This window comes from Methanosarcina sp. WH1, from assembly GCF_000970005.1.
GTDB lineage: Archaea > Halobacteriota > Methanosarcinia > Methanosarcinales > Methanosarcinaceae > Methanosarcina.
In genome coordinates this window covers 3,046,839-3,066,347 of record NZ_CP009504.1, presented here as the reverse complement: position 1 = coordinate 3,066,347, position 19,509 = coordinate 3,046,839, and the positions used below count along the sequence as shown (strand labels likewise).

Annotated in this window: 21 protein-coding genes and 5 pseudogenes; 7 read left to right on the top strand and 19 right to left on the bottom strand. The window is 44.2% G+C overall.

Annotated elements, in window-relative coordinates:
* Positions 1-55: 55 nt before the first annotated feature.
* A complete protein-coding gene (locus tag MSWH1_RS13485; protein WP_048129331.1) occupies positions 56-457 on the bottom strand; it encodes a helix-turn-helix domain-containing protein in 402 nt (133 codons plus the stop codon).
* A gap of 393 nt (positions 458-850) precedes the next feature.
* Here MSWH1_RS13485 and MSWH1_RS13480 point away from each other — a divergent pair, with 393 nt between their 5' ends.
* Positions 851-1,534 (top strand): DUF5591 domain-containing protein, encoded by a 684-nt coding sequence (locus MSWH1_RS13480; RefSeq protein WP_048129329.1) that lies wholly within the window; start codon positions 851-853, stop codon positions 1,532-1,534.
* Between the two features lie 522 nt (positions 1,535-2,056).
* A complete protein-coding gene (locus MSWH1_RS13475; RefSeq protein WP_048129327.1) occupies positions 2,057-2,302 on the top strand; it encodes a hypothetical protein in 246 nt (81 codons plus the stop codon).
* Here the strand turns inward: MSWH1_RS13475 and MSWH1_RS20940 are convergent.
* Positions 2,279-2,648: pseudogene (locus MSWH1_RS20940) on the bottom strand (IS5/IS1182 family transposase); the annotation flags it as partial. The gene MSWH1_RS13475 and the pseudogene MSWH1_RS20940 sit on opposite strands and share 24 nt — an antisense overlap.
* Between MSWH1_RS20940 and MSWH1_RS13470 the strand changes: the two are divergent.
* Positions 2,648-2,854: pseudogene (locus MSWH1_RS13470) on the top strand (ISAzo13 family transposase); the annotation flags it as partial. The pseudogenes MSWH1_RS20940 and MSWH1_RS13470 sit on opposite strands and share 1 nt — an antisense overlap.
* A gap of 186 nt (positions 2,855-3,040) precedes the next feature.
* Complete coding sequence (locus MSWH1_RS19315) at positions 3,041-3,148, top strand: hypothetical protein (protein WP_369798532.1); 108 nt, start codon at positions 3,041-3,043, stop codon at positions 3,146-3,148.
* A gap of 221 nt (positions 3,149-3,369) precedes the next feature.
* Here MSWH1_RS19315 and MSWH1_RS19310 read toward each other — a convergent pair whose 3' ends face one another.
* Entirely contained in the window at positions 3,370-3,597 is a 228-nt protein-coding gene (locus MSWH1_RS19310) for a hypothetical protein (RefSeq protein WP_156148191.1), read from the bottom strand.
* Between the two features lie 61 nt (positions 3,598-3,658).
* On the opposite strand from MSWH1_RS19310, the gene MSWH1_RS13465 reads away from it, so the two are divergent.
* Positions 3,659-3,946: a hypothetical protein gene (locus MSWH1_RS13465; RefSeq protein ID WP_156148190.1), complete on the top strand. Its 288-nt coding sequence runs from the start codon at positions 3,659-3,661 to the stop codon at positions 3,944-3,946.
* A gap of 15 nt (positions 3,947-3,961) precedes the next feature.
* On the opposite strand, the gene MSWH1_RS19305 is transcribed toward MSWH1_RS13465, so the two are convergent.
* Positions 3,962-4,102 (bottom strand): hypothetical protein, encoded by a 141-nt coding sequence (locus tag MSWH1_RS19305; RefSeq protein ID WP_156148189.1) that lies wholly within the window; start codon positions 4,100-4,102, stop codon positions 3,962-3,964.
* Positions 4,103-4,458: 356 nt separating this feature from the next.
* Here MSWH1_RS19305 and MSWH1_RS13460 point away from each other — a divergent pair, with 356 nt between their 5' ends.
* Entirely contained in the window at positions 4,459-4,767 is a 309-nt protein-coding gene (locus tag MSWH1_RS13460) for a hypothetical protein (protein ID WP_048129319.1), read from the top strand.
* A gap of 31 nt (positions 4,768-4,798) precedes the next feature.
* Positions 4,799-5,041: pseudogene (locus MSWH1_RS13455) on the top strand (hypothetical protein); the annotation flags it as partial.
* 461 nt (positions 5,042-5,502) lie between these two features.
* Here MSWH1_RS13455 and MSWH1_RS19715 read toward each other — a convergent pair.
* The 15 genes and pseudogenes from MSWH1_RS19715 to cobD all read right to left on the bottom strand — a co-directional run bounded on the left by MSWH1_RS19715 (position 5,503) and on the right by cobD (position 19,113).
* Positions 5,503-5,652 carry a hypothetical protein gene (locus tag MSWH1_RS19715; protein ID WP_197073937.1) on the bottom strand — a complete coding sequence of 50 codons (150 nt, stop codon included), beginning with the start codon at positions 5,650-5,652 and terminating at the stop codon, positions 5,503-5,505.
* 19 nt (positions 5,653-5,671) lie between these two features.
* Positions 5,672-5,968, bottom strand: coding sequence for a hypothetical protein (locus tag MSWH1_RS13450; RefSeq protein ID WP_048129315.1), 297 nt, complete (start codon positions 5,966-5,968; stop codon positions 5,672-5,674).
* A gap of 2 nt (positions 5,969-5,970) precedes the next feature.
* Positions 5,971-7,017 carry a DMT family transporter gene (locus MSWH1_RS13445; RefSeq protein ID WP_048129312.1) on the bottom strand — a complete coding sequence of 349 codons (1,047 nt, stop codon included), beginning with the start codon at positions 7,015-7,017 and terminating at the stop codon, positions 5,971-5,973.
* A 98-nt stretch (positions 7,018-7,115) separates the two neighbouring features.
* Positions 7,116-7,769 carry a B12-binding domain-containing protein gene (locus tag MSWH1_RS13440; RefSeq protein WP_048129310.1) on the bottom strand — a complete coding sequence of 218 codons (654 nt, stop codon included), beginning with the start codon at positions 7,767-7,769 and terminating at the stop codon, positions 7,116-7,118.
* Between the two features lie 19 nt (positions 7,770-7,788).
* Positions 7,789-9,276: pseudogene (gene mttB, locus MSWH1_RS13430) on the bottom strand ([trimethylamine--corrinoid protein] Co-methyltransferase).
* A 419-nt stretch (positions 9,277-9,695) separates the two neighbouring features.
* Positions 9,696-11,102, bottom strand: a pseudogene (gene mtbB, locus MSWH1_RS13415) ([dimethylamine--corrinoid protein] Co-methyltransferase).
* Between the two features lie 6 nt (positions 11,103-11,108).
* Complete coding sequence (gene mtbC, locus MSWH1_RS13410; protein WP_048129297.1) at positions 11,109-11,759, bottom strand: dimethylamine corrinoid protein MtbC; 651 nt, start codon at positions 11,757-11,759, stop codon at positions 11,109-11,111.
* Between the two features lie 437 nt (positions 11,760-12,196).
* A complete protein-coding gene (locus MSWH1_RS13405) occupies positions 12,197-12,562 on the bottom strand; it encodes a hypothetical protein (RefSeq protein WP_048129295.1) in 366 nt (121 codons plus the stop codon).
* A gap of 116 nt (positions 12,563-12,678) precedes the next feature.
* Entirely contained in the window at positions 12,679-13,641 is a 963-nt protein-coding gene (locus tag MSWH1_RS13400) for a SufD family Fe-S cluster assembly protein (protein ID WP_048129293.1), read from the bottom strand.
* 3 nt (positions 13,642-13,644) lie between these two features.
* Positions 13,645-14,352 carry an ABC transporter ATP-binding protein gene (locus MSWH1_RS13395; protein WP_048129291.1) on the bottom strand — a complete coding sequence of 236 codons (708 nt, stop codon included), beginning with the start codon at positions 14,350-14,352 and terminating at the stop codon, positions 13,645-13,647.
* Between the two features lie 66 nt (positions 14,353-14,418).
* On the bottom strand, positions 14,419-15,030 hold the full coding sequence (locus MSWH1_RS13390; protein WP_048129289.1) for an NTP transferase domain-containing protein: 612 nt from the start codon (positions 15,028-15,030) through the stop codon (positions 14,419-14,421).
* Positions 15,015-15,851 carry an adenosylcobinamide-GDP ribazoletransferase gene (gene cobS / locus MSWH1_RS13385; RefSeq protein ID WP_048129287.1) on the bottom strand — a complete coding sequence of 279 codons (837 nt, stop codon included), beginning with the start codon at positions 15,849-15,851 and terminating at the stop codon, positions 15,015-15,017. Before cobS ends, MSWH1_RS13390 begins: the two co-directional genes overlap by 16 nt.
* A gap of 17 nt (positions 15,852-15,868) precedes the next feature.
* Positions 15,869-16,411, bottom strand: a complete 543-nt coding sequence (cobZ, locus tag MSWH1_RS13380; RefSeq protein WP_048129285.1) for an alpha-ribazole phosphatase CobZ — start codon at positions 16,409-16,411, stop codon at positions 15,869-15,871.
* A gap of 216 nt (positions 16,412-16,627) precedes the next feature.
* Positions 16,628-17,626 carry a cobalamin biosynthesis protein gene (locus tag MSWH1_RS13375; RefSeq protein WP_048129283.1) on the bottom strand — a complete coding sequence of 333 codons (999 nt, stop codon included), beginning with the start codon at positions 17,624-17,626 and terminating at the stop codon, positions 16,628-16,630.
* The gene (cobD, locus tag MSWH1_RS13370) at positions 17,623-19,113 is read right to left on the bottom strand and encodes a threonine-phosphate decarboxylase CobD (protein WP_048129281.1); all 1,491 of its coding nucleotides are present in this window, start codon (positions 19,111-19,113) and stop codon (positions 17,623-17,625) included. The genes MSWH1_RS13375 and cobD overlap by 4 nt, the downstream gene beginning before the upstream one ends.
* Positions 19,114-19,509 lie beyond the last annotated feature (396 nt).

Sequence of the window (19,509 nt, the reverse complement as noted above, 5' to 3'; positions counted from 1 at the left end):
TTTCTTTTTTTGTGATACTTTTGCTTTAAATTTTCGCTTCTATCTCTTTTTTTATTCAGTTTTCTTCATCGTCCATCCGCATGACGAGGGCGCTTACTTTATCATCCATTTTTTCAATCAATTCATTCATTTGGCTGTACCACTCATCAACGTTTTTCTTTACCATCTGTTTCATTTCCTGAGGTTCGATAGCTACATATTCGTAGTAGTACCCTCCGCTATCGATGGATCGTGTTTCCCTGTAAACAATTCCACAAGTTATAAGGTTCTGCAGGGAACGGTATGCAGTGCTCCTTTCCCTGTCAAGGATCTCTCCTAATTTTTCTGCTGTCAGGGGACCATGCATAAGCAGAGCCTTGTATGCGTCGATGTCAAGGGACTTCAGACCGAGTACACATTTTACCATGTCCTCGCATCTGAAGCTTGCTCTGATCATCTCATGAATAGAATTCGCCATAAAACCACTATTTGGGGACGGTTTGCCCTATTGTTTTTTGAATTTCTTTCGAGTTCTTTGAGGATACCGGCCAGCACGTTAAGACATTATATCAGATGGATTGAGGATGCTCATTAAATAGAAAACTCTGTGCTGGTCTCCAAATTTGCTTTTTAAAAGCATACTCCCCAATTGTGTTAAGTATCATTATGTGTTATTTCGCTACCAATATTGGTGAATATATTTATAAACTTATTTATCTCTCTTAAACTCTTGTGTTTTTTTTTCAGGCAGTATTTGCTAAATATTCCATTTTATCTTTTCTGGGCGTTTTTAAAAAAATAATAAATCCTGAATAATTCTGGTTAGTTAATTATATATATAATTTCCTGACTCAATAAGCTCTGAGGTCTTATGAAGCCCATTATCCCTGAGGATGAACGTTCCGAAGAACCTCTTGATACTGAGAGAATTATTTACCATCCTGATATGATAAAAGCCAATGACTGGGTTCTCAATGAGTATGAAGCTCCTTTCAGGGAAGTATGTATTTTCGTTCCCTGCGCCAAAAGAAAGCCTTACCATGAAAGCCCGTCCCACAAAAAATTCGACAGGATAATTTTCGGGCTCTTAAAGCCCGAGGATGTACACATAGTCACCTTCGGGACCTGCGGGATTGCCCCAAGGGAACTTGATACAGAGTACCCTTTCATGCACTACACTTTCATGATGGGAAAATGTAATGTGACAAAGATCAAGAGAGACTTCATAAAAATAGAAAGTGAAAGAATTGCCGCTTATCTTGAAAAGACAAGGGCAAACTACAGGCACAGGATAGCATACTGTATCGGGGATTTCCGGACTGCAATGGAAAAAGCCCTGGAAATGGTCGACATAAAAGTGGATATTGTCCCGAGGGAATCTACAATTCAGAGGATGATCCAGCCCGATAAGCCCTTTATTTACAACAGCCTCTCCTCTAAAGAGTACCTGCAGGACCTTTCCGATGCAATTACCGATGCTTTTGAGCTTCCCAGGCGGGAAGTAGGCTTGAAGGAAGACCTCTCTGTTGACGATACGGACTGGTATATTTTGTGATATCTAGAGATACCCTTATTATATAAGTACTATCTTTATATCTTTAATACTTTATATCTTTAATAGGTAATCTTAGGATGGATTTATAAACATTACGCGAAGACTCTATGGTAATAGAATGGATGGATAACCTAAACAGTAAAAATACAGTCATATTCTTTTCACAAGGATTGCGTTAATTCACAGAATTTTTGGGGAAATCTCCCACAGAGCTAATCGGGGAAGCCGATAAAGATGAACACAATCCGAAGACTCTGAAACGACGGATAAAATCGTATCTTACCGGTTTTAAAAAATTTTTGCAGGATAAAGGAGCAGCAGAATACAAAGAATAGAATGACAGCGGTTAAAAGTTTCTATTCTTATTTTGAAATTAAACTGCCGAGAATGCAACGAGGGAGCAGTAGCCCAAAAACAAAAAAAGAAAATACATGAATACCTACAAAAGAAGAAATACAAGAAATTTTAAAGGTATGTTCTCCAATAGAAAAGGCTCTTGTTCCAGTTGGTGTAAGTTCAGGATTGGCTGCAAATGAAATCGGCAATTTAAAAGTTTCTGATTTTTTTAACGGTTATGACCCTGAAACAGGGGTGAAGTATCTTGATTTGAGACGGCAAAAAATGAAAATCGACTTTTTTACTTTTTTAAGCCCCGAAGCCTCCAAAGCTGTAAAAAAGTATCTGGACTTCAGGGCGAGAGAACCAAAAACTCGTAAATCTGATAGATTTATTGTGCTTTTTTTCTTAACTCTCAGCCAAGCGTTTTAATCTCTTTTTATCGCTAATAAAGAAAGCTGTAACTGCCCCTGTCAAAAATACAGCCAAAGAGCAGTACTTTTTTACAGAACGCATTGTATACCTGTGTAAATTCTCCATATTGCATACTTTTTTGGCTAATTTAAATACGTCCTCAATGAGGGATCTAATAGGCTTAAGTGCTCCCCAATTTTCCATCAAAGATTTAAATTTTAAACCAGTTAAGATCAAGATTGATGTCTATGCTGTCGATTATGATATGATTTAAACCTCTTTTACGCCGAGAACAAACATTGTCAAGTAATCCAATAACAAAGTTGATAAACTGCTCCGGATCAAAGCTGCCCATGATACTGTATTACTGTTGATTGCGGTGGGAGTAATGGATAAAGAGTACGATTATGGAAAATGGAATTACAAAAGTTAGCTGATGAAACTGGAATGGAAATTTCGGTTTGCCACTTCCCACCAGGAACAAGCAAATGGAATAAAATAGAGCACAGACTATTTTCTCATATAACTTTTAATTGGAGAGGGAAACCACTTACAAGCTATGAAGTAATTGGGCTCTTCGCCGTTTTATGTGGGTTGAAAATAGTTGCCTAGTTAGGAAGTAGCCAGGTTAAAAAGAGAAACATCAAGCTTGAATGTAGTTTTCATCAAAAAATGTTTCCGAATTTTAGAAGTGCTACTTCAACATTCATGTGACGAATATAAGTACCCACTCGAAACGGCGAAGAGCCAGTAATTGTGAATCTTATTGTCGCAACAACTACATCAAAAGGGCTTAAAGTTAAGTGCATGTTAGATCAGAATGAATACCCAAAGGGGATTAAAATGACTAAGGAACAAGGTTGAAGAATTAGGAATTATTCGTGATGAGTTTTCACGGAGAGTGAAACTATACATTCAAGCCTAAGAAAGAGGGGGCTGCATAAGTTATTTTGTGACAGTTCCTTAGTGCAGATATCAGGTTCATTATGTTCACGCTAGTATTCATCTGTATATTATTCAATTTATTGGTATACATCGATAATTCATAAAATTTTTGATATCGATCGGCTTATATAACCAAATATTCAGCGAAAATATCCGGTACGGCAAAACGATAATTTTGAGTTCCTGTTCTGTGTTTCCAGGAAAGAAATCCCATTCCCACAATCCACAGGTTCTACGCGGGTATTTTGGGTATCAGATGAGGTATATGATGCCCTTCGCAGGGCAAGAATCCACCCTGAAGAGTCCTTTTCTACTATCCTGTTCAGGTTGGTCTCGGCAGCAAAGAAACCATACACACTGCGAGTCAATATCCTCCCGGAAAACAAGTGCATTAAGGATCTTGATTATGTGCACGGAGGCGGTGAATGCATGGTCATGCACCAGACGCTGCGCGAGCTAATGGAGATACCTGCCTTTGATCAGCTTGTTGACATCGAATACGGCGAGCCAGCATCACTCCCAGCATTGAGGCTCTATCGCGGGGATAAGTGTGTGCTTCGCGACGGTGTGTCTATGGGTGGAACTGTGAACACAGCCCGCGAATATGCGTATGTAATGTCTGTTTTTGGCGAGTTTCCGCCGGGGGCTGCAAAAGAAATCAGGGAGTTGGCAGATGTAGAGGCAAAAAGGAGAGAGCAGGGATATCCTATAAAGTAAGAGTCTTATGGAGTCTCAGTTTCCGGACTCTTTCAAGGCTTGAAGAACCTCTCGGCTATCTTCCATTACTTTCCGGACGATCCTTTCGAAGTTTTTATCCGTCTTGAAATAGCTTCCATGTTTCATTTTCTGTTTTTTCTTTCTTTTTACTGTCATTCCTGTCACTTCTATGGGCTTGATATGGAGAAGCCCATATAAATCCTATTCTGACTGGCAGGATTCAACCATCAGCCTGTACATCACTCCACATTTTTTCATTCCCACATCCTATGACCTTGACCAAGCCAGTCCAGCAAATACCCATTTCTAGATTCTGACCGTCAACCCATTTGCTGCGGACTATTATAAAAAATTCTGCATATAGTAATCTACAGCTAATGATCTACTCAAGCACAAACAATAGGTGGTGACTTGTTTTAAGTATAATTTTTGTGCAAAGTTTCTAACTGTTTTTCATACACTTATTTAAACCTGTATTTCCTTCCCATAAATATGAAGAATGTGAGAAATAAGTGAAGATCAAAACCATAAAAGGAGCTACCCTTGTAGTATTAGCAGCCCTATGTTTTTTTACAGGTTTGGAGACTGCAAGTGCAGAAATAAGTTATGAATCTGTAGATACACCCTTAAATCAGTACTACACAGAAATAAGTTTTAACGAGCTTGAAAAATATGGAGATTATAAGATAAATGTGCCAGACACGATTACTAAATACGATCTTGTGCTCATGAATCCTGAAGCTTTTAAAAAAGATGCAGACTCAGGTAAGATGTCTATTCAGCTAGCGGGACAAAGCTGTATACGTTCTTTCGGTATGTGATACTGAGTTTGTAAACAATTTCCCTAGTCCGGGTACTGAAATCTATAACATGATGGTTGATGTGAACGATGCGTATGGAGTTTCAGATATCGGTGTCAATTTAGACGCAGACTATTACTACTATGATTCCGATTTGAGCAGTACAAATGCGGATCTTTTGTTAAGCGAATTTAAGTCAGAGAACTCAGGCTTAAGAGATTCTGCAAACTGTGACCTTGCTTTTCTCTTCACTGGTAAAGTCTTATCTGGGGCTATTGGAAAATCGCACGTATAATAATATATTCCGTCGAAGCAAAAGAAGAGGAAGATTTACGTATGAAAGGAAAGTATCTTGTGCCGATTGCAGTAATAGCTTCAATTCTACTTGTATTATTCATGGATTCGTATTGACAAAATCCGAAAACAGGTCGATAGTGGATGGATGCCTGTGCACATTCATGCAGATCCTGCATATGCTGATCAAGTAGAGATACAGACCGGTGTTGAGGGTGCTATGCAGCAGCCAAAAACGAAACATATTGACCATTTTGAAAAATAGAGTAAGCGCCATAAAATAGGCGCTTGTTTTTTGATTTTCGTGATGTATTCTCAAGTTTCATTAAAAGTATATCAAGTTTCATTAAAAGTATATCTTCTATTACCGTCTAAAATATTGACTGGTACGTCCTGTAACAGGTTTTAAATTCTGCTTATTTCAATCAAATTCTGCCGGTTCCAATTTTCGTTGCCTATCCTTCAGAACTGCGAAACAAAGGTTCTTGCCTGCCAGAGAGCAATAACTGCAAGGATCAGGATAAGAACCATCCACATTATCTCTGCGGAAGGGATGAAGGAGTTTGCCCAGTAAGCATTGTAAGCTTCCATAGCAGCTGTCGTTTGTACCATATTTATTCCCTCCTTACCTTTAGACATACCTGAGACAGGCATCCGAGCCCCGGACCTTTCCGAAGTCGGTGATCACATATTTGTGCAGGAGGAATCCTTTTTTGTAGATTCCTTCCTCGTCAACCTTCTGTTCCACATCCTTCAACATCCCGCCGGAAGCCAGTTCGATAATGTCAAAGTTGATGCTGTCCCTGCCGTAATTTCTCTTCATATTATATTCTTCCTGGATTTTTGAAACTATTTCATAGTTCCAGTGCTCTTCTCCATCCAGGAAAAGTTCCAGTATCCTGAATTTTATTGGACGGTTTGTACCCACCTTCACTCACCTCTCAGGGTTTCAAGTGCGCTTGTTTCTTCCGTAAACATGACGAAGCTGCCAATAACACAGAGGGTGCCTCCTACAAGAATGGTCCACTGCGGGACATCTCCGAAGAAGAGGAATATGAAGATAATAGCACACAGACCGTAGAGGTTTCCTATCCCCTGCCCTCTTCCGACACCTATCAGCGGGAATGACTTGTACCAGCAAACGTAACAGAACCCGAAGGTGATCCCTGCAAAAATCAGGACCAGCAGTGTCAGAGGTTCAAATGCTTGGAGCGCAAAGGAATACATAGGGTAGCCAACTATTGCCAGGATTGGCACGATAATGATCCACCAGATGATGTTTTCCCCAAGAAACCGAAGGGTAAGCCCCACATCAGGCTCGGAAATGTCAAGCCCTTTGCCTGCAATTGCACCTTCAATCCCCCAGCCTGCAGCAGCCATCAAACCCCCCAGATATCCAATCCAGGGGACTCCCCCCGCAGCAAGTTCAGTTATAACCCCACCGCCAAAGATTGTGATTCCACCAAGAATAATGATTATAATTCCTGTGGCTGCCCTCTTGCTGATCTTTTCCCCATACCAGTAATAAGCAAGCATCGAGCCGATTACCGGGTAGAGAAGGGCAGCAACGGCTGCGAACGCTCCACCAATAAAACCCATGGCCATAAAGGAGCCAAGTATTGCTATGGGCCCCCCGAAAATTGAAGCCAGGAAGAACCACTTGGAGCAGGGATGAAATTCCTTAAGTGTTCGGCCCAATTCTCTGAATTTTCCAAGCACCCCATTCCAGAGCATGAGGGCCAGCATAACTGTAAATGCATTAAATGCGGTAATCAGGGCCGCTGTTACAACCAGGGACACTGCATCTCCGCTGGTCCCGGCAATAACCCCATACATTTCATCAAACGGGTTAAGTACCCACACAACAGTTCCGGGCAGGTACCAGATTCCCCAGAAAACAGCACAAAAAAGAGCCCACATATACCCTTTACTGATTTTTCGTTTGCTTTCCTGCGCTTTCAAAGCTTTCAGACCCATGTCAACTCCTCCTTTTTGTTAGAGTTTTTGAGCAGGTGTGCTGGGAGACAGGTCTGTATAGCCTTTGGGACTCCCGGGACTGCCTGCTCTTCCGATTCTCAGTGCTTCAAGGCTGCCTTTACCTTGTTGACGGCATCTGTTGCACTTTCTCCGTAGATGTCTGCACCGATCTTGTCTGCCCAGTCCTGGGTAACCGGGGCTCCTCCTACCATGGTCTTGAGCTGACCGCGGATGCCTGCTTCTTTGAGCTGTTCTTCAATCTGGATCTGGTTTACCATGGTGGTGGTCATAAGGGCGGAGGATGCAATAATGTCGGGTTTTAGTTCCTTTGCCTTTTCAACAAAAACCTTGACGGCCACATCTCTTCCGAGGTCCACCACTTCAAAGCCCGCAATGTTGAGCATGGAGGCAACTATATCCTTTCCGATGGAGTGGATGTCTCCTTCGATGGTCCCGATGACGACTGTTCCGAGCTTTGTGGTTTTGGATTTCCGCCTCTCCATCTCGGGTGTCAGAACCTCGATTCCTGCTTTCATTGCTTCAGCGGCTGCAAGCACATGGGGAAGGAAAAGAGTCCCCTGCTCGAACTGTTCGCCTACTTCCTGCATACCTGCAGTATACCCGTGTTCGATAATTTCTACCGGGTCGATCCCGGCGGTGAGGGCTTCATTTGCGGCTTCAGCTGCAATGTCTTCATCAAACTCGGTGATTGAAGCTTTTGCTTTTGCTATAATCTCTTCTTTGCTTGCCATTTTTGTCTCCTCCTTTGTATTAACCCTCTCTGAAAGTCTTATCAGCTCTGTCGACAACTGCCTGCATGTCCTTGAGGACGTCTGCATCAATTGGTGGGACTTCGTGGTGTTTGAGGACATCCATCATCTTTTCATTTGCTGCGGCCGCAAGGTCCTTTGAACCGGCTGCTGCCCAGTCACCGAACATGCGCCTGTCGATGAGCATGGGGTCGGAGGGGTAGTTCACAAGCATTCTCGTTTGCTTAAGGGCAAGGAAGTTGTTTCCGATTCCTACTTTCTGGATGGATTCGACTGCCAGGGTTTCGGTAGAAACCGGAATTCCCTGCATCGCTTTCTTTGTCATCTTGATGATATCATTGTCAATAACGAGCTGTTCCATGGAGAAAGTCATACCAAGCTCAAGCATCCCGGCGCCGTAGAGGGTGTTTGCCCCTGCGAGGGCGGGAAGGAGGCATGTCATGGTCTTCTCGTGTCCAGCCTGGTTGTCAGGGATCTTTGCATCAGACTAGGTGCCTGCCACGAATGCGGGGAGGCCATAGAACTGGGCAAGCTTTGCGACAGCAGCGCTGATCAGGCCGAGTTCGGGAGATCCGACAGGAGCAGTACCCTTCTTCAGATCGAAGGTGGTAGTGGAACTTCCGTACCAGACTTTGGTTCCGGGCACCGTGAGCTGAGCGAGGACGATACCTGAGAGGACTTCGGCATTGTGAGTAACCAGGGTTCCTGCAAGGTATACAGGAGAAGAACCCCCGGACATTGCCATACTCAGGACGTTTACAGGCATTCCGAAACGTGCACCTTTGATGATGACCTGACAGGCATTGACACTGAGCTCAAGCGGGCTTGTTGGACAGAGCAGCATAGAGAAGATCGGCTTTTTCCTTGCTTCTTCTTCGTCGCCGCCGTAGTAGGCATTTACGATGTCCCGGTAGTGTTCGACGTTTTCACCGACAGGGTCAATGTGGTGGAAATGTTTTGCGGTGTTGGTAAGAGGAGTAAAGGTCTCATGGACGTCCTGAGCGCCTTTTCCGGCCCAGTCCCTTGCAGACACCGGGAGGGAGAAGTAGTCAATATTTTCGGCCCAGTCACAGAGTTTTGCGATGTCTGCAATGTCCTGCTCTACCGAGTCCAATGTGACGTATTTCCCGTCCTTGTACCTGCACATCTTAACCCCTGTCCCGAAACAGGTCCAGTGCACCTTACCCCCTGACTCCTGTACGGTGTTGTACTTCTTGTCGCGTCCCCAGAGCACGAACCTTGAGGGTGCGAGTTGAAGGGCTCTTCTTACAAGATATTCAGGGATTTTTACTACCTGGGTCTTTTCGTTAACTTCACAGCCGTTTTCCTTGAAGATCTGCCTGGCTTCCGGGTCGGAGACCTGGATTCCGGGGTTCATCAGGACTTCCATTGTGGCGTAGTGGATGGCCTTTAGCTCATCACGGGTAAAAAGATTCAGTTCCACGCCCTCAAGAGAATTAAATCCTGCAATTGCATTACATTGTGCCATTTTATTTTCTCCTTCTTCTCGAATTTATTCACTTTTCTTCCATTAGTCTTTCATCTGTAGGGGAAAATCCACGATTTTTGATAAAACCTGTTAGCTTCCAGCTACAGGCCTCTAAAAAAAGGAAAACTCGGTGTCCCCCCATTCCCTTCTTTGAAACCCTTATCTATAGTCTCTACTATCCGTTTTTCCGTAACTTTTCAAAAAGACAGCCGTTTTTTCTCAACGTGGCTGCAGGGAAAAAGCTGCTCCGTTTTTCGGCAAAATACCCCACATTTTCCGGATTAAGCCCCCTTTGATTGAATTTTTCCGGATTATTTTTTTATAATACTCTATATAGTTTATTTTTTTTGTATATTCTTATATATATTATTTTTTGATAACTTCTTATCTCATTTTTCGATAGAGCTTCTCTCCAGGGTTTATCTTCCTGTCTGTTTTCTGAAGAGATTACAGGAGTTGATCTTTATATCGAGGAGCTTTTCGATGTTCATCTTTGCTGCAATACCCTTTGCAGCTCCTGGTACGGAGGTGATGACTCCAATATCAAGCTCTTCACGGAGTTCTCTCATGACATGTTCGTCTGAGAGATCCGGGATGTCGACGTTGAGTTTCTTTGCCACGTACTCTTTTGCCTCTTCTATGCGCATGTTCTTTGAGAACTGCATCCTTGCTACAAGGTCGCCAGCTGCTCTCATGCCTGTCATCCCGGAAGCCATTATGTGTGCGATCGGCATACCCAGAGGGTCGCCGACCCCGACCTATATGCCATCGACTCTGGCAATCTCGACCATTGCCTTGCTAGCTCTTGTAACCGCATCTACCGGAGGAGTTTCAAGCATAGGAATTCCGCCAACTCCCATACCCATGTCAACGTGGCAGGGCAGGGTTGAGGCCTTTACGGCTTCTTTAATGAAGGTCACGGAGCGAGCCAGGTTCCAGGCTGAGGTCATGCTGGTGTTAGTGTTGCACACTGGACCGAAGACGTTTGCCCCGGCTTTTGCAATCAGGGGTGCCTGCTGGTGCGGCCAGAGCCCTGCAAGGGTTACGCCGTCATACTGCAGGTTACCGTGCATCCCGAGCACCATTTCACCCGCCATCCCGGCTTCGATGTACATGTTCGGGAACTCTTTCCTGAGAGCTTCTATTGCGTGGAGGGTTCCATAGAAGTCTGCATCTCCGGCTGCAGCTGTGGTGTCAAAGTTGACCCCATCTGCTCCGGAAGCAAAGAGCTTCTGCATGATCCAGACTGTATCCCTGGTAAGATGTTCTGCGGCGTGTTCCATGGCATCCCAGGCTTCCTGAATCTTAAATGCCTTCATGAGGTCTCCCGGGTTTTCAAAAGGCCCATCCGGAGTATAATATAATCCCATGTTCGGCATTGCCCCGTAGAAGAGTGGGATGATCATATTCTGCTGGCAGACTTCCATTGCCTGGCACTCATTTGAGACCACGGGCTTTACCGGCTTGAAACTGTAGTCGATGTGCCCAAGTTCCATTGTATCGGCGCCAAAAGCCCTTTCGTGCATCATGCAGCCGACAAGCCGGCTGGAAGGAATCCCAACACCACTGTTACCCTGGTCCCCATCAAGCCTGATGGTGCCGATATCGTGGGTAACAGGCACTTCCATGCCCTGTTCAACACTAACTGCCTTTCCGGGCATCATCAGGATTTCTGCAAGCTTTTCAAGCTCGTTTCCGTCCAGGGCAGAAATCTCCCCGAGGTCTGCAGCATTTGCAGTTCCGGCTTCGATCTCCTCAACAATCTTTTCTTTGGTAAGGAAGACACGTTTCCCATCTCCCATCCTCAGAGCGTATTCTGTTGCCATTTATTCTCACTTCCCAAGGAGCAGTTCCTTTGCCTTTGCTACGGCTTCACTGGCGTTTTCTGCATAGCAGTCTGCCCCTATCTTGTCAGCCCAGGCCTGGGTTGCAGGGGCTCCTCCAACCATGACTTTTACTCTCTCCCTCATACCTTCCTCTTTGAGGAGTTCGATTACCCCTTTTTGGCCGGGAAGAGTTGTGGTCATCAGGGCTGAAAGTCCTATCATGTCCGCATTGACCTCCTTTGCCTTATCGACAAAGTTTTTGATCGGGACATCCCTTCCGATGTCATGAACTTCAAATCCTGCAGATTGGAGCATGGTGGAAACTATGGACTTTCCTATGTCGTGTACATCCCCCTCTACGGTTCCGTTAACAATGACTCCCATTGTCTTTTTCGGGGCGCCTGCAGGTATGTCCGCCTCAAGGATCTTGACCCCTGCAGTCATCGCATCGGCAGCCATCATCACGTGAGGCAGGAAAAGTTTTCCTCTCTCAAAGAGAACCCCTACCTGGTTCATCCCGGCAGCAAGCCCCTTTTCAATGATTTCAGCCGGTTCCATCACTCCTTTTGCTTTTTCTACGGCTTCAATCACCCTGTCCTTCTTGCAGGAAATGATCGCATCCGAAAGTTCCTGAAGTAACTCTTCTTTGCTTGCCATTTATAACCCCCTTTTTCCAGATTTGTTTTGTAAAAGCGGTGGGGTTCTTCATGTCGGAAGAATCCCAACCTTTACATTTGGAAAAGAAAAAAACCACCCTTCCAGAAAACGAGTTTCGTTTTTCTGGGCTATGCCCCCTATTTAATATGTTTTGAATCAATATATTTATATTTAGTCAATATTATTATATTGTTTTTGTTTCTGGTCGAAGTGGGACCCCGGCTTTCTTCAATCTGGGGTATATAAATCAAAAGTCCGGGTTTTTGAAAAAACGCACATGAAATTCTTCGAATAACAGGCACAAATAATGAAAGTACCTGGGAGGACTTTCATGCCAAAATAGGAGTTTTGGATAACTCATTACTGCTTCAAGTCCCTGAATTTGAGGGAGAGAAATATAGTAAAGGTAGGAAAGAACTCTTTTAATACCAGAGCCCTCAGTCCTCTTCAAGCCCCGCGTTTTCTCCGACTGAAAGCATAAGTTCCCCGTATAGCAGTTTCTCAAGGGTTTCAGCTACGTATTTTCTCAGCTGGTATCTCTGGATGTCTTCATGCATCCTTATATCCGAATCTACCTGGACCCTGAGCAGGGCAAAATGAAAAGCTTTTTCATTCTTTATCTGCGCAGTATAAAAGGTTTCCAGCAGGTAAGGAAGTTTTCTGGGGTCCTCTATTGCTTCACTTAAAAGCAACATTTCTTCGGGAATATCCATCGTATGCGAACTGATGTCCTTTTTTCCGGTAATGAGCTGCAGATTTTTTTCCGAATACTTTTTTTCAAGGATTGTTACTTCACCACTCATACTTTCCACCTCCTTCCATGTTGAGATTCCTAAATTTTCCTGGTAAACTGTTCTTGCTCGGCTGAACTCCGTTTACAGAATGCCGGATTCAGAGAAATAAGGGATGAAGGCAGATTTTAAGCCAGCATTCCTTTTACTATAATGTCTATTGCATCGTCTTCTTCAAGGCCGCGGGCCATGAGGGTTTCGACTTCCTTTTTGTCCACGCAGCCGATAGCAGCTTCGTGGGTAACCTTTGCAAGGGGGTTGTCCACTCGGACAATTGGCACGGCTTCAGCTTTTGCGTTGCCCTGGATAACCTCCATACAGTCTACGTGTCCGCGGGCTCTCGGGGCGTGGCCTTCAGTGATTCCCCTGAATACGGATTCTGCGTGATCGGTTATGGCAAGCCGGCTTTTAATTACACTGCGGGCATTTTCTCCATTAAGAGCGATCTTTTCAAATATCTTTATTATATCGTCTGCTTTTCCGTAGACCTTGGTAACCATTTCGCAGATCGAGTCTTTTTCGGCATCCACACTGTAATCGAATTCCATATACCCTACCCTTCCGGAGATAAGGGAAAAGTTCGTGTAATACCTGCCTCCTTCCTCTATCGTTACATGGGCTTTCGGAAGTACCTGAATCCCTCCATGGGGCCCGTGGAAATGGGTCTCGGTGTATTTCAGGGACGCGTTCTTCCCGATAAGCATCTCAGCTTCCATTTTGTGGATAACCTTTTCAGCGTTTGGGAAGGTGCAGTGGGCGATAAGTTCTACAGCCGAATCTTCTTCGGCTATGAAGTCCATTTTGATTTCCTGAAGCCCGTCTTTAGGGACCAGCCCGAAGCAGAGGTGGACAGGAAGGGGGATTTTGTACCCTTTTTTGATGGTCAGTTTAATGTCCACACCGTGCTCGTTTTCTTTCTTCTCAAGCACTATGCCTTCGGTTCCGTTTGCGCTGAGCACTTTGTTCCCGCTTACCACAAGGCTAGCAAGCCCATGGTTATGCAGGACTGCAGCATCTCCTCCAGCTGCTGTATAAGCTGCAGTTATGTCTTCAGTTTCTCTAGAAAGCGCATTCAATTTAATCTGAGTCATTTTTCAGATCACCTTTGGGGGGGATACCCTGCTGTCACAGGGTATGCATCTGTTTTTAAAAAATTCGCTTATCTCCACGGGGTCCCCACTCCTGAGGATTACTCCTTCGCACATAAGGGATGCTTTGTCCGAGGCGGCTGCAATTTCTTCCCGGTGAGTGATTACAAGCACCGACGAACCGTTTTCCTTGAGCGCCTGGATCAGGGAGACGATTTCTTTTAAGGAAACCACGTCAATTCCGGAGTCAGGTTCATCAAGAATTGCAAGTTTCGGCTTCATGGTAATGATAGATGCAAGCTCGATTCGCTTTCTTTCTCCCCCGCTCAATGCCTCGCCTACTTCTCTGTCAAGGTATTTTTCAGGTTTCAGGTCGACTTTCCTGAGGGCTTCCTTTATCTTTTCTTCTGTAATGCCTCCATTGCCTTTTGCCCCGATTGCAAGATAATCCCTTACCTTCAGCCCCTCAAAGCGGGCAGGTTCCTGCCAGGCAAGGGTTATGCCTTTTCTTGCACGTTCGGTTATTGAAAGTACTGCAATATCTTCCCCATCAAAAATGATGTTGCCTTCTTCATGTTCGTAACCCTGAAGCCCCATCAGGGTGTAGGCAAGTGTACTTTTTCCTGCGCCGTTTGCGCCGATGATGCTGTGGATTTCCCGGTCTCCTACTTCGAGGTTGACCCCACGCAGAATTTTTTTTCCATCCCGGCTCAATATCAGGTTTTTTAAGGATAAAATATATGACACCTCTAGCAAATTTTTGTTTGAGCACTGCAGAATTTAGTTTGTACACCGCAGTAAATCCTTGCAGCGCTGCAGGTCTTTAACGGTATTTACGTTTATTGCTAGTTTGGGATTATCAAGTATCAGATTAAAGTCTTCCTGTTCGTTTCGGATTTGAGAACTGTCAAGGATATTTACTCCCGCGGGTACGATAAGTTTTCCATCCTTGTTAAATACGGTATCCGGCCTGGTTCCTGCTCCCTTACAGACATTGATAGGTACATATACGGAAAGTGCCGGCTTTCCTTCTTCCCTGTATTTCCGAACTACCGAATCAATAAGCTCGGTATCTATCAGGGGAAGATCGGACATAATAATCATTACTGGTCCCGTCGTTTCTGCAGTTTCTACTGCATGGATCATGTCCCCGACATAGTTTCCTCCAAAGGTCCTGATTACCTTAACTTCGCCTTTATAGCGTTCCTGGATCATGATCTCGGTCTTTGGGGTAACAGGTGAGACTGCTACGAACACTCTGTCTATACTTTTTGTTGATCTAAGGGTATCTATCACATAGGTAATGAGTGGCTTTCCGAGTAATTCAACACAGGGCTTTTCCCCCATTCCAAGCCTCTGCCCGAACCCTCCTGCCATTACAATAGCGTCCATTTAAGACCTCCGGTGTTTAATGAAAGATTGAGGATAACCGCAATAATAATCAGGGCAGTTACCCTGCCAATTTCGTTTGCAGTACCTATTCCGTCACCATTTAAGCCCCCGAAATGTGAATAACTTCGGTTCAGGAGCACCAGGGACGAGATACATGCTGCCAGATAGGGAAGCAGCCCGATGAACCCGAAGGGCAGGAAACATACAACTGCTCCGAAAATAAAGCCTATGAGGAAATTTTTTAGGGTTGCTCCGTTTATTGTCATTTCCCCCAGGCCAGGATATGCCTGTTTTTCCGGTCGTGGGAGTGGTTTTCCAAAAGCTGCAATTGTTAACATTGACTGTTTGGCGCTGACTTCCGCTATAAACATGGACCCTAACATAAGCAGCGGAAGATTAGAACCAAAAGCAGTAATGCCTTCGTCCTGAACCGATCTTATGGAACCGTAAAAGGCAAGCAGTACAAGCATGCCGAAAGCTACTCCTCCTGTCCCGAGGGTTGTGTCTTTTAAGGCCTTGATTTTTTTCTCACGGGATCCGTGGGCCATAAAACCATCTCCTATGTCAGTGACCCCGTCAAGGTGGTTAAAGCCTGTAAAATAATATACAGATCCCATAATAAGAGCTGCCAGAACAGGATCCGGGAAAATCAACTGCCCTACGTATGCAACTGCTCCTATGAGAAGCCCGAGTACAGCTCCCACGACAGGGTAGAAGTAGATCTTTTTCATGAGTTCGTCGATCCCTTCCATAGTGATTCCTACAGGGATCGTGGACAGGAACCCAAAACCGGACTTAAATGCAAGTAAATATGAATTCATTATTTATCGCCTGTTTTTTAGTCGTTTCTTTCAAACTCTGCCATACCTCTTGAATACATATTGGAGGAGACACCCCCGATAAGCCCTCCTATTACGTCGTCCATGAAAGGCCCCAGATTTGCAAGGATTCCGGGCTTTTGTTTGTCATACCTGACAAACTCGAATGTCCCTTTTGAACCGCTTATATAGTTTGCGATGCTGTTGCCCAGCACTTCATCAGCTATTATGAAACTCAGGTCTTTTTCATAAGAACTTTTGCTGAGGTTTGGAAGGTTTCCGGCTCTGCCTTCTCTCTCCAGCAGGACCCCAGAATAAATCAAAAGGCAGAGGTTCGGGTCCGAAAGAGCGAATTTTAGTTCTCTTTTAAACAGAGCTTCGGCTTTTTCCCTTGTCTCAAGTCCGGGGTGAGGGACATACATTTCGAGAGCTGTGTCCGCAAGGTCCTGGATACTTATTCCTTCTTCAGCCAGGACATCGATGATATCGACGGTAGCTTTTCCCTCTATTTTTTCAGGCTGCCCTTTTTTCAGGTCCCTTTCCTCAATATCGGATAACTTCATACTGATCACTCCGGGGTTGTTAAAACGGTTATTTTAGGATTTCTTAAATTCTTAAAATTGTTGATCTTAAAATTAATTCTTTTAAGAAGATTAATTTATTTTAAGCCTTTATATCGGTTAATGTAATGGATATATAATGGGTTTTACTGCTAATTAATGGGTTATGGATTTTACTGCTAATTAATGGGTTCAGATTAATGGGGGTACATTTACAGATCACGGATACAGGTAAACTCCCGTTATCCGGATTACTGCCACAAACGCAACAAGTGAAAACCCTGAAGCAATTGCTATTAATTGGGATGCCCTTTTTATATCTTTTACTTCGGTAGGCGGGTATGAAGCTCCCAGCACATAAGTGTCGGGTTTTTCAAGTTTAACTCCCAGAGCCCCGGCAGTAGCAGCCATTGGATAGCCGGAATTGGGAGATGGAGTCTTCATCCCGTCTTCTAAAGCGGTCTTTATGCTGTCGAGAGGATTGATTTTTCTTCCGTTTTTAGGGAATAAGGATACTGTAAAGGCTGCAGCAAGGATAAAGATAACTGAAATCCGTGCAGGGATCCAGTTCAACACATCATCGGACTTCGCTGAGAAGTATCCAAGTTCCCTGTAAGGTTCGGTTTTATACCCTACCATCGAGTCAAGGGTGCTTATGGCTTTAAATGCGTAGGCAGCCACAAGACCGAGTTCTCCGAAAAGGGCGTAATAGAAAATCGGGCTCAGGACGCCGTCCACATAATTTTCGGAAACGGATTCTATAACTGCAGAAGACATCTGAATTTTTGTCAGTTTGGAGGTGTTCCGACTTACGTAGATAGGGAGCAGTTCCCTTACTTTTTCCAACTGGTTTTCTTCAAGGTGTTTGTAAATCTTCCTGGCAGGGCTCAGCAGGCAGTTGATCGCAAAGGTGGCTTTCAGGAAATAGGCTTCTATAAAAAGTGGTAAAATGCCCGGAATTCCCGGAAGGGCTGCAAGAAGGGCTGCAATGTAGAGGACGGAATAGCCCAGTAAAGATGCGAAGAAAACACAGCAAAGAGCCATTGCCATACCATAGATTTTTCGATGGGTTTTTGGGGCTGCGTTTTTCAAAAAACTGATTAATTTTCCTATCCAGACAACGGGATGAACTGCAGCAGGAGGTTCCCCAAAAACAATGTCGATGACTGCAGCGAGCAGAAGTACCAGAGCAAGGTGCCCGCTGTCAGGGATAATCATAAAATAGGCTCCATTACTTTTTTCCAGGCTACTTTTATAAGTTCATCGGTGTCTCCTTCCTGCATAAGGCAGTCAAGGATCTTCTGAGCGATTTCCGTCTTATGGACAAGGTGACAGTCAACGCAGCTCCATATTCTGCCGCTTCTTGAACTCTTGATCCATTTTCCTCCGGTTTTTTCGTTTTCACAGGGATAAAACGGACAGAAGCAGAAGGTGCAGTTCTGGCCTTCAAAATGACAGGGGTAATATTCGCATGTCTTCCTGCCTCCAATGCCTTCTTCACTGGCTTTTTCGATTACGTGCTGCAGTTCGTTCTTTGCCTGTTCTCTGCCCCACTCGACGATAACGTCCCCTATTGCAGTAATGAGCCTGTCGTTTTCTTCTCCGGTTCTGACTGCAACCCTTATGTAATCTTTTCCGAGACCGTGGAAAGAAACGCAGTCCCGGATAAGGACTCCGCGGGCTGCAAGGCGGGCAGCCAGCTCACTTGAGTCAAGCATGAATTTGCTGATGTTGACACAGATAAAGTTAACATTTACTTCCCCGGCTTCAAAGCCCCTTATCCTGTCAAGTTTTGCTTTGAGTTTTTCTCCTTCTTCCAGGATCATTTTCCTTGCTTTTTTCAGGTATGGGCTGTCAATCCCGCCTTCTATATTGAGAAGTGCGGTTCCGGTGATGTTTGCAAGAGCTCCGAGGTTCCAGGACAACCTTGTTGTGTTCAAGATCTCAGCCATATCCGGAGAAGCTATCCCGAATCCCATCCGGATCCCGGGGATCGCAAAGTCTTTTGTAAGGGAGCGCATGACAAAAACATAGTCGTTGTCTGCAGGAAGGTCTGCAACACTCTTTGAAGGATCGGATAGCTCAATGAAGGCTTCATCTACGTAAAGAAGTGTTTTATGCTCCCTGCAGCGTTCTGCAAGAGCTTTAAGTTCTTCTCTACTACGGAGTTTTCCCGTCGGATTGTTCGGGTTACAGATAAAAAGGATCTTTGCTTTATCCAGCATCTCATCCGAGAGTGTATTTACTTCTTCCTGTGCAGGATGTACCGGCTCTGCTCCCATGATCCGGCACTGCATCTCATATTCTCCGAAAGTCGGCCATGGTAAAAGGACCTTGTCTCCTTTTTCTACCACAGATTCAACTACAAGCCTGACAATTTCAGTTGAACCATTGCCAGGAATTATATTATATGGAGCTACCCCGAGTCCTACAAACCTGGCAGCAGCTTCCCTGAACTCCATATATCTGTTGTCTGGATACTCCCTAAATTTTTCAAGGCTATTTTTTAGAATCTCGTCAAAGTTTAATTCATTTTCTGGATAATCAAAAGGGCTTCCCAGCGGGTTAAAGTTCGCACTGAAATCAAGAATTTCGCTTTCAGGAATCCCGTAAGTCTCAGACGTTTCTTGAATTAGCCCTCCATGAAGGCAGGGCTTTAGGGCCAGCAGATGCTTCCTCAGAGGTACATTTCTTTGCTCAGACACGGTGATCGCAAATATTTAGTGTAATCATGTATATTAAGTTGTTTATTATATTAACCAGTGCAAACTTGCCTTTATTTGCTTTATGGTTATTTGATTGCGAAAACTATACCTTTTGTAATCCATTCTACTTTATTTTACATTGTATTTATATTCTATTTGTGGATTTTTCCTTTATATAATTTATATAATCTACTTTTTTAACTCCTTTCTGTGTCCATATTCTTAACCTGTAATGAGCAAATAACGAAAAAGTAAAATAGATTGTTTTTGACTACTCCATCCAGAATAACTGAGATGAACAGAGAAGCTTCCGTGCAACTGCAGGATATGTTGTAAATCTGCAGATTAAGAATATATATAGGCTTAACAAGAGTTTTATATCCTGCTTAGGAGCTT

What these genes read in the sequence shown, in the direction of transcription:
- MSWH1_RS13390 (WP_048129289.1), bottom strand. Translation starts at nt 15,030, where the DNA reads ATGGACGCTATTGTAATGGCAGGAGGGTTCGGGCAGAGGCTTGGAATG.
- MSWH1_RS13375 (WP_048129283.1), bottom strand. Translation starts at nt 17,626, where the DNA reads ATGATTATCCCTGACAGCGGGCACCTTGCTCTGGTACTTCTGCTCGCT.
- cobZ (WP_048129285.1), bottom strand. Translation starts at nt 16,411, where the DNA reads ATGAAGTTATCCGATATTGAGGAAAGGGACCTGAAAAAAGGGCAGCCT.
- mtbC (WP_048129297.1), bottom strand. Translation starts at nt 11,759, where the DNA reads ATGGCAAGCAAAGAAGAGTTACTTCAGGAACTTTCGGATGCGATCATT.
- MSWH1_RS13440 (WP_048129310.1), bottom strand. Translation starts at nt 7,769, where the DNA reads ATGGCAAGCAAAGAAGAGATTATAGCAAAAGCAAAAGCTTCAATCACC.
- MSWH1_RS13400 (WP_048129293.1), bottom strand. Translation starts at nt 13,641, where the DNA reads ATGACTCAGATTAAATTGAATGCGCTTTCTAGAGAAACTGAAGACATA.
- MSWH1_RS13485 (WP_048129331.1), bottom strand. Translation starts at nt 457, where the DNA reads ATGGCGAATTCTATTCATGAGATGATCAGAGCAAGCTTCAGATGCGAG.
- MSWH1_RS13480 (WP_048129329.1), top strand. Translation starts at nt 851, where the DNA reads ATGAAGCCCATTATCCCTGAGGATGAACGTTCCGAAGAACCTCTTGAT.
- MSWH1_RS13465 (WP_156148190.1), top strand. Translation starts at nt 3,659, where the DNA reads ATGGTCATGCACCAGACGCTGCGCGAGCTAATGGAGATACCTGCCTTT.
- MSWH1_RS19715 (WP_197073937.1), bottom strand. Translation starts at nt 5,652, where the DNA reads ATGGTACAAACGACAGCTGCTATGGAAGCTTACAATGCTTACTGGGCA.
- MSWH1_RS13445 (WP_048129312.1), bottom strand. Translation starts at nt 7,017, where the DNA reads ATGGGTCTGAAAGCTTTGAAAGCGCAGGAAAGCAAACGAAAAATCAGT.
- MSWH1_RS19305 (WP_156148189.1), bottom strand. Translation starts at nt 4,102, where the DNA reads ATGACAGTAAAAAGAAAGAAAAAACAGAAAATGAAACATGGAAGCTAT.
- MSWH1_RS13405 (WP_048129295.1), bottom strand. Translation starts at nt 12,562, where the DNA reads ATGAGTGGTGAAGTAACAATCCTTGAAAAAAAGTATTCGGAAAAAAAT.
- cobS (WP_048129287.1), bottom strand. Translation starts at nt 15,851, where the DNA reads ATGAATTCATATTTACTTGCATTTAAGTCCGGTTTTGGGTTCCTGTCC.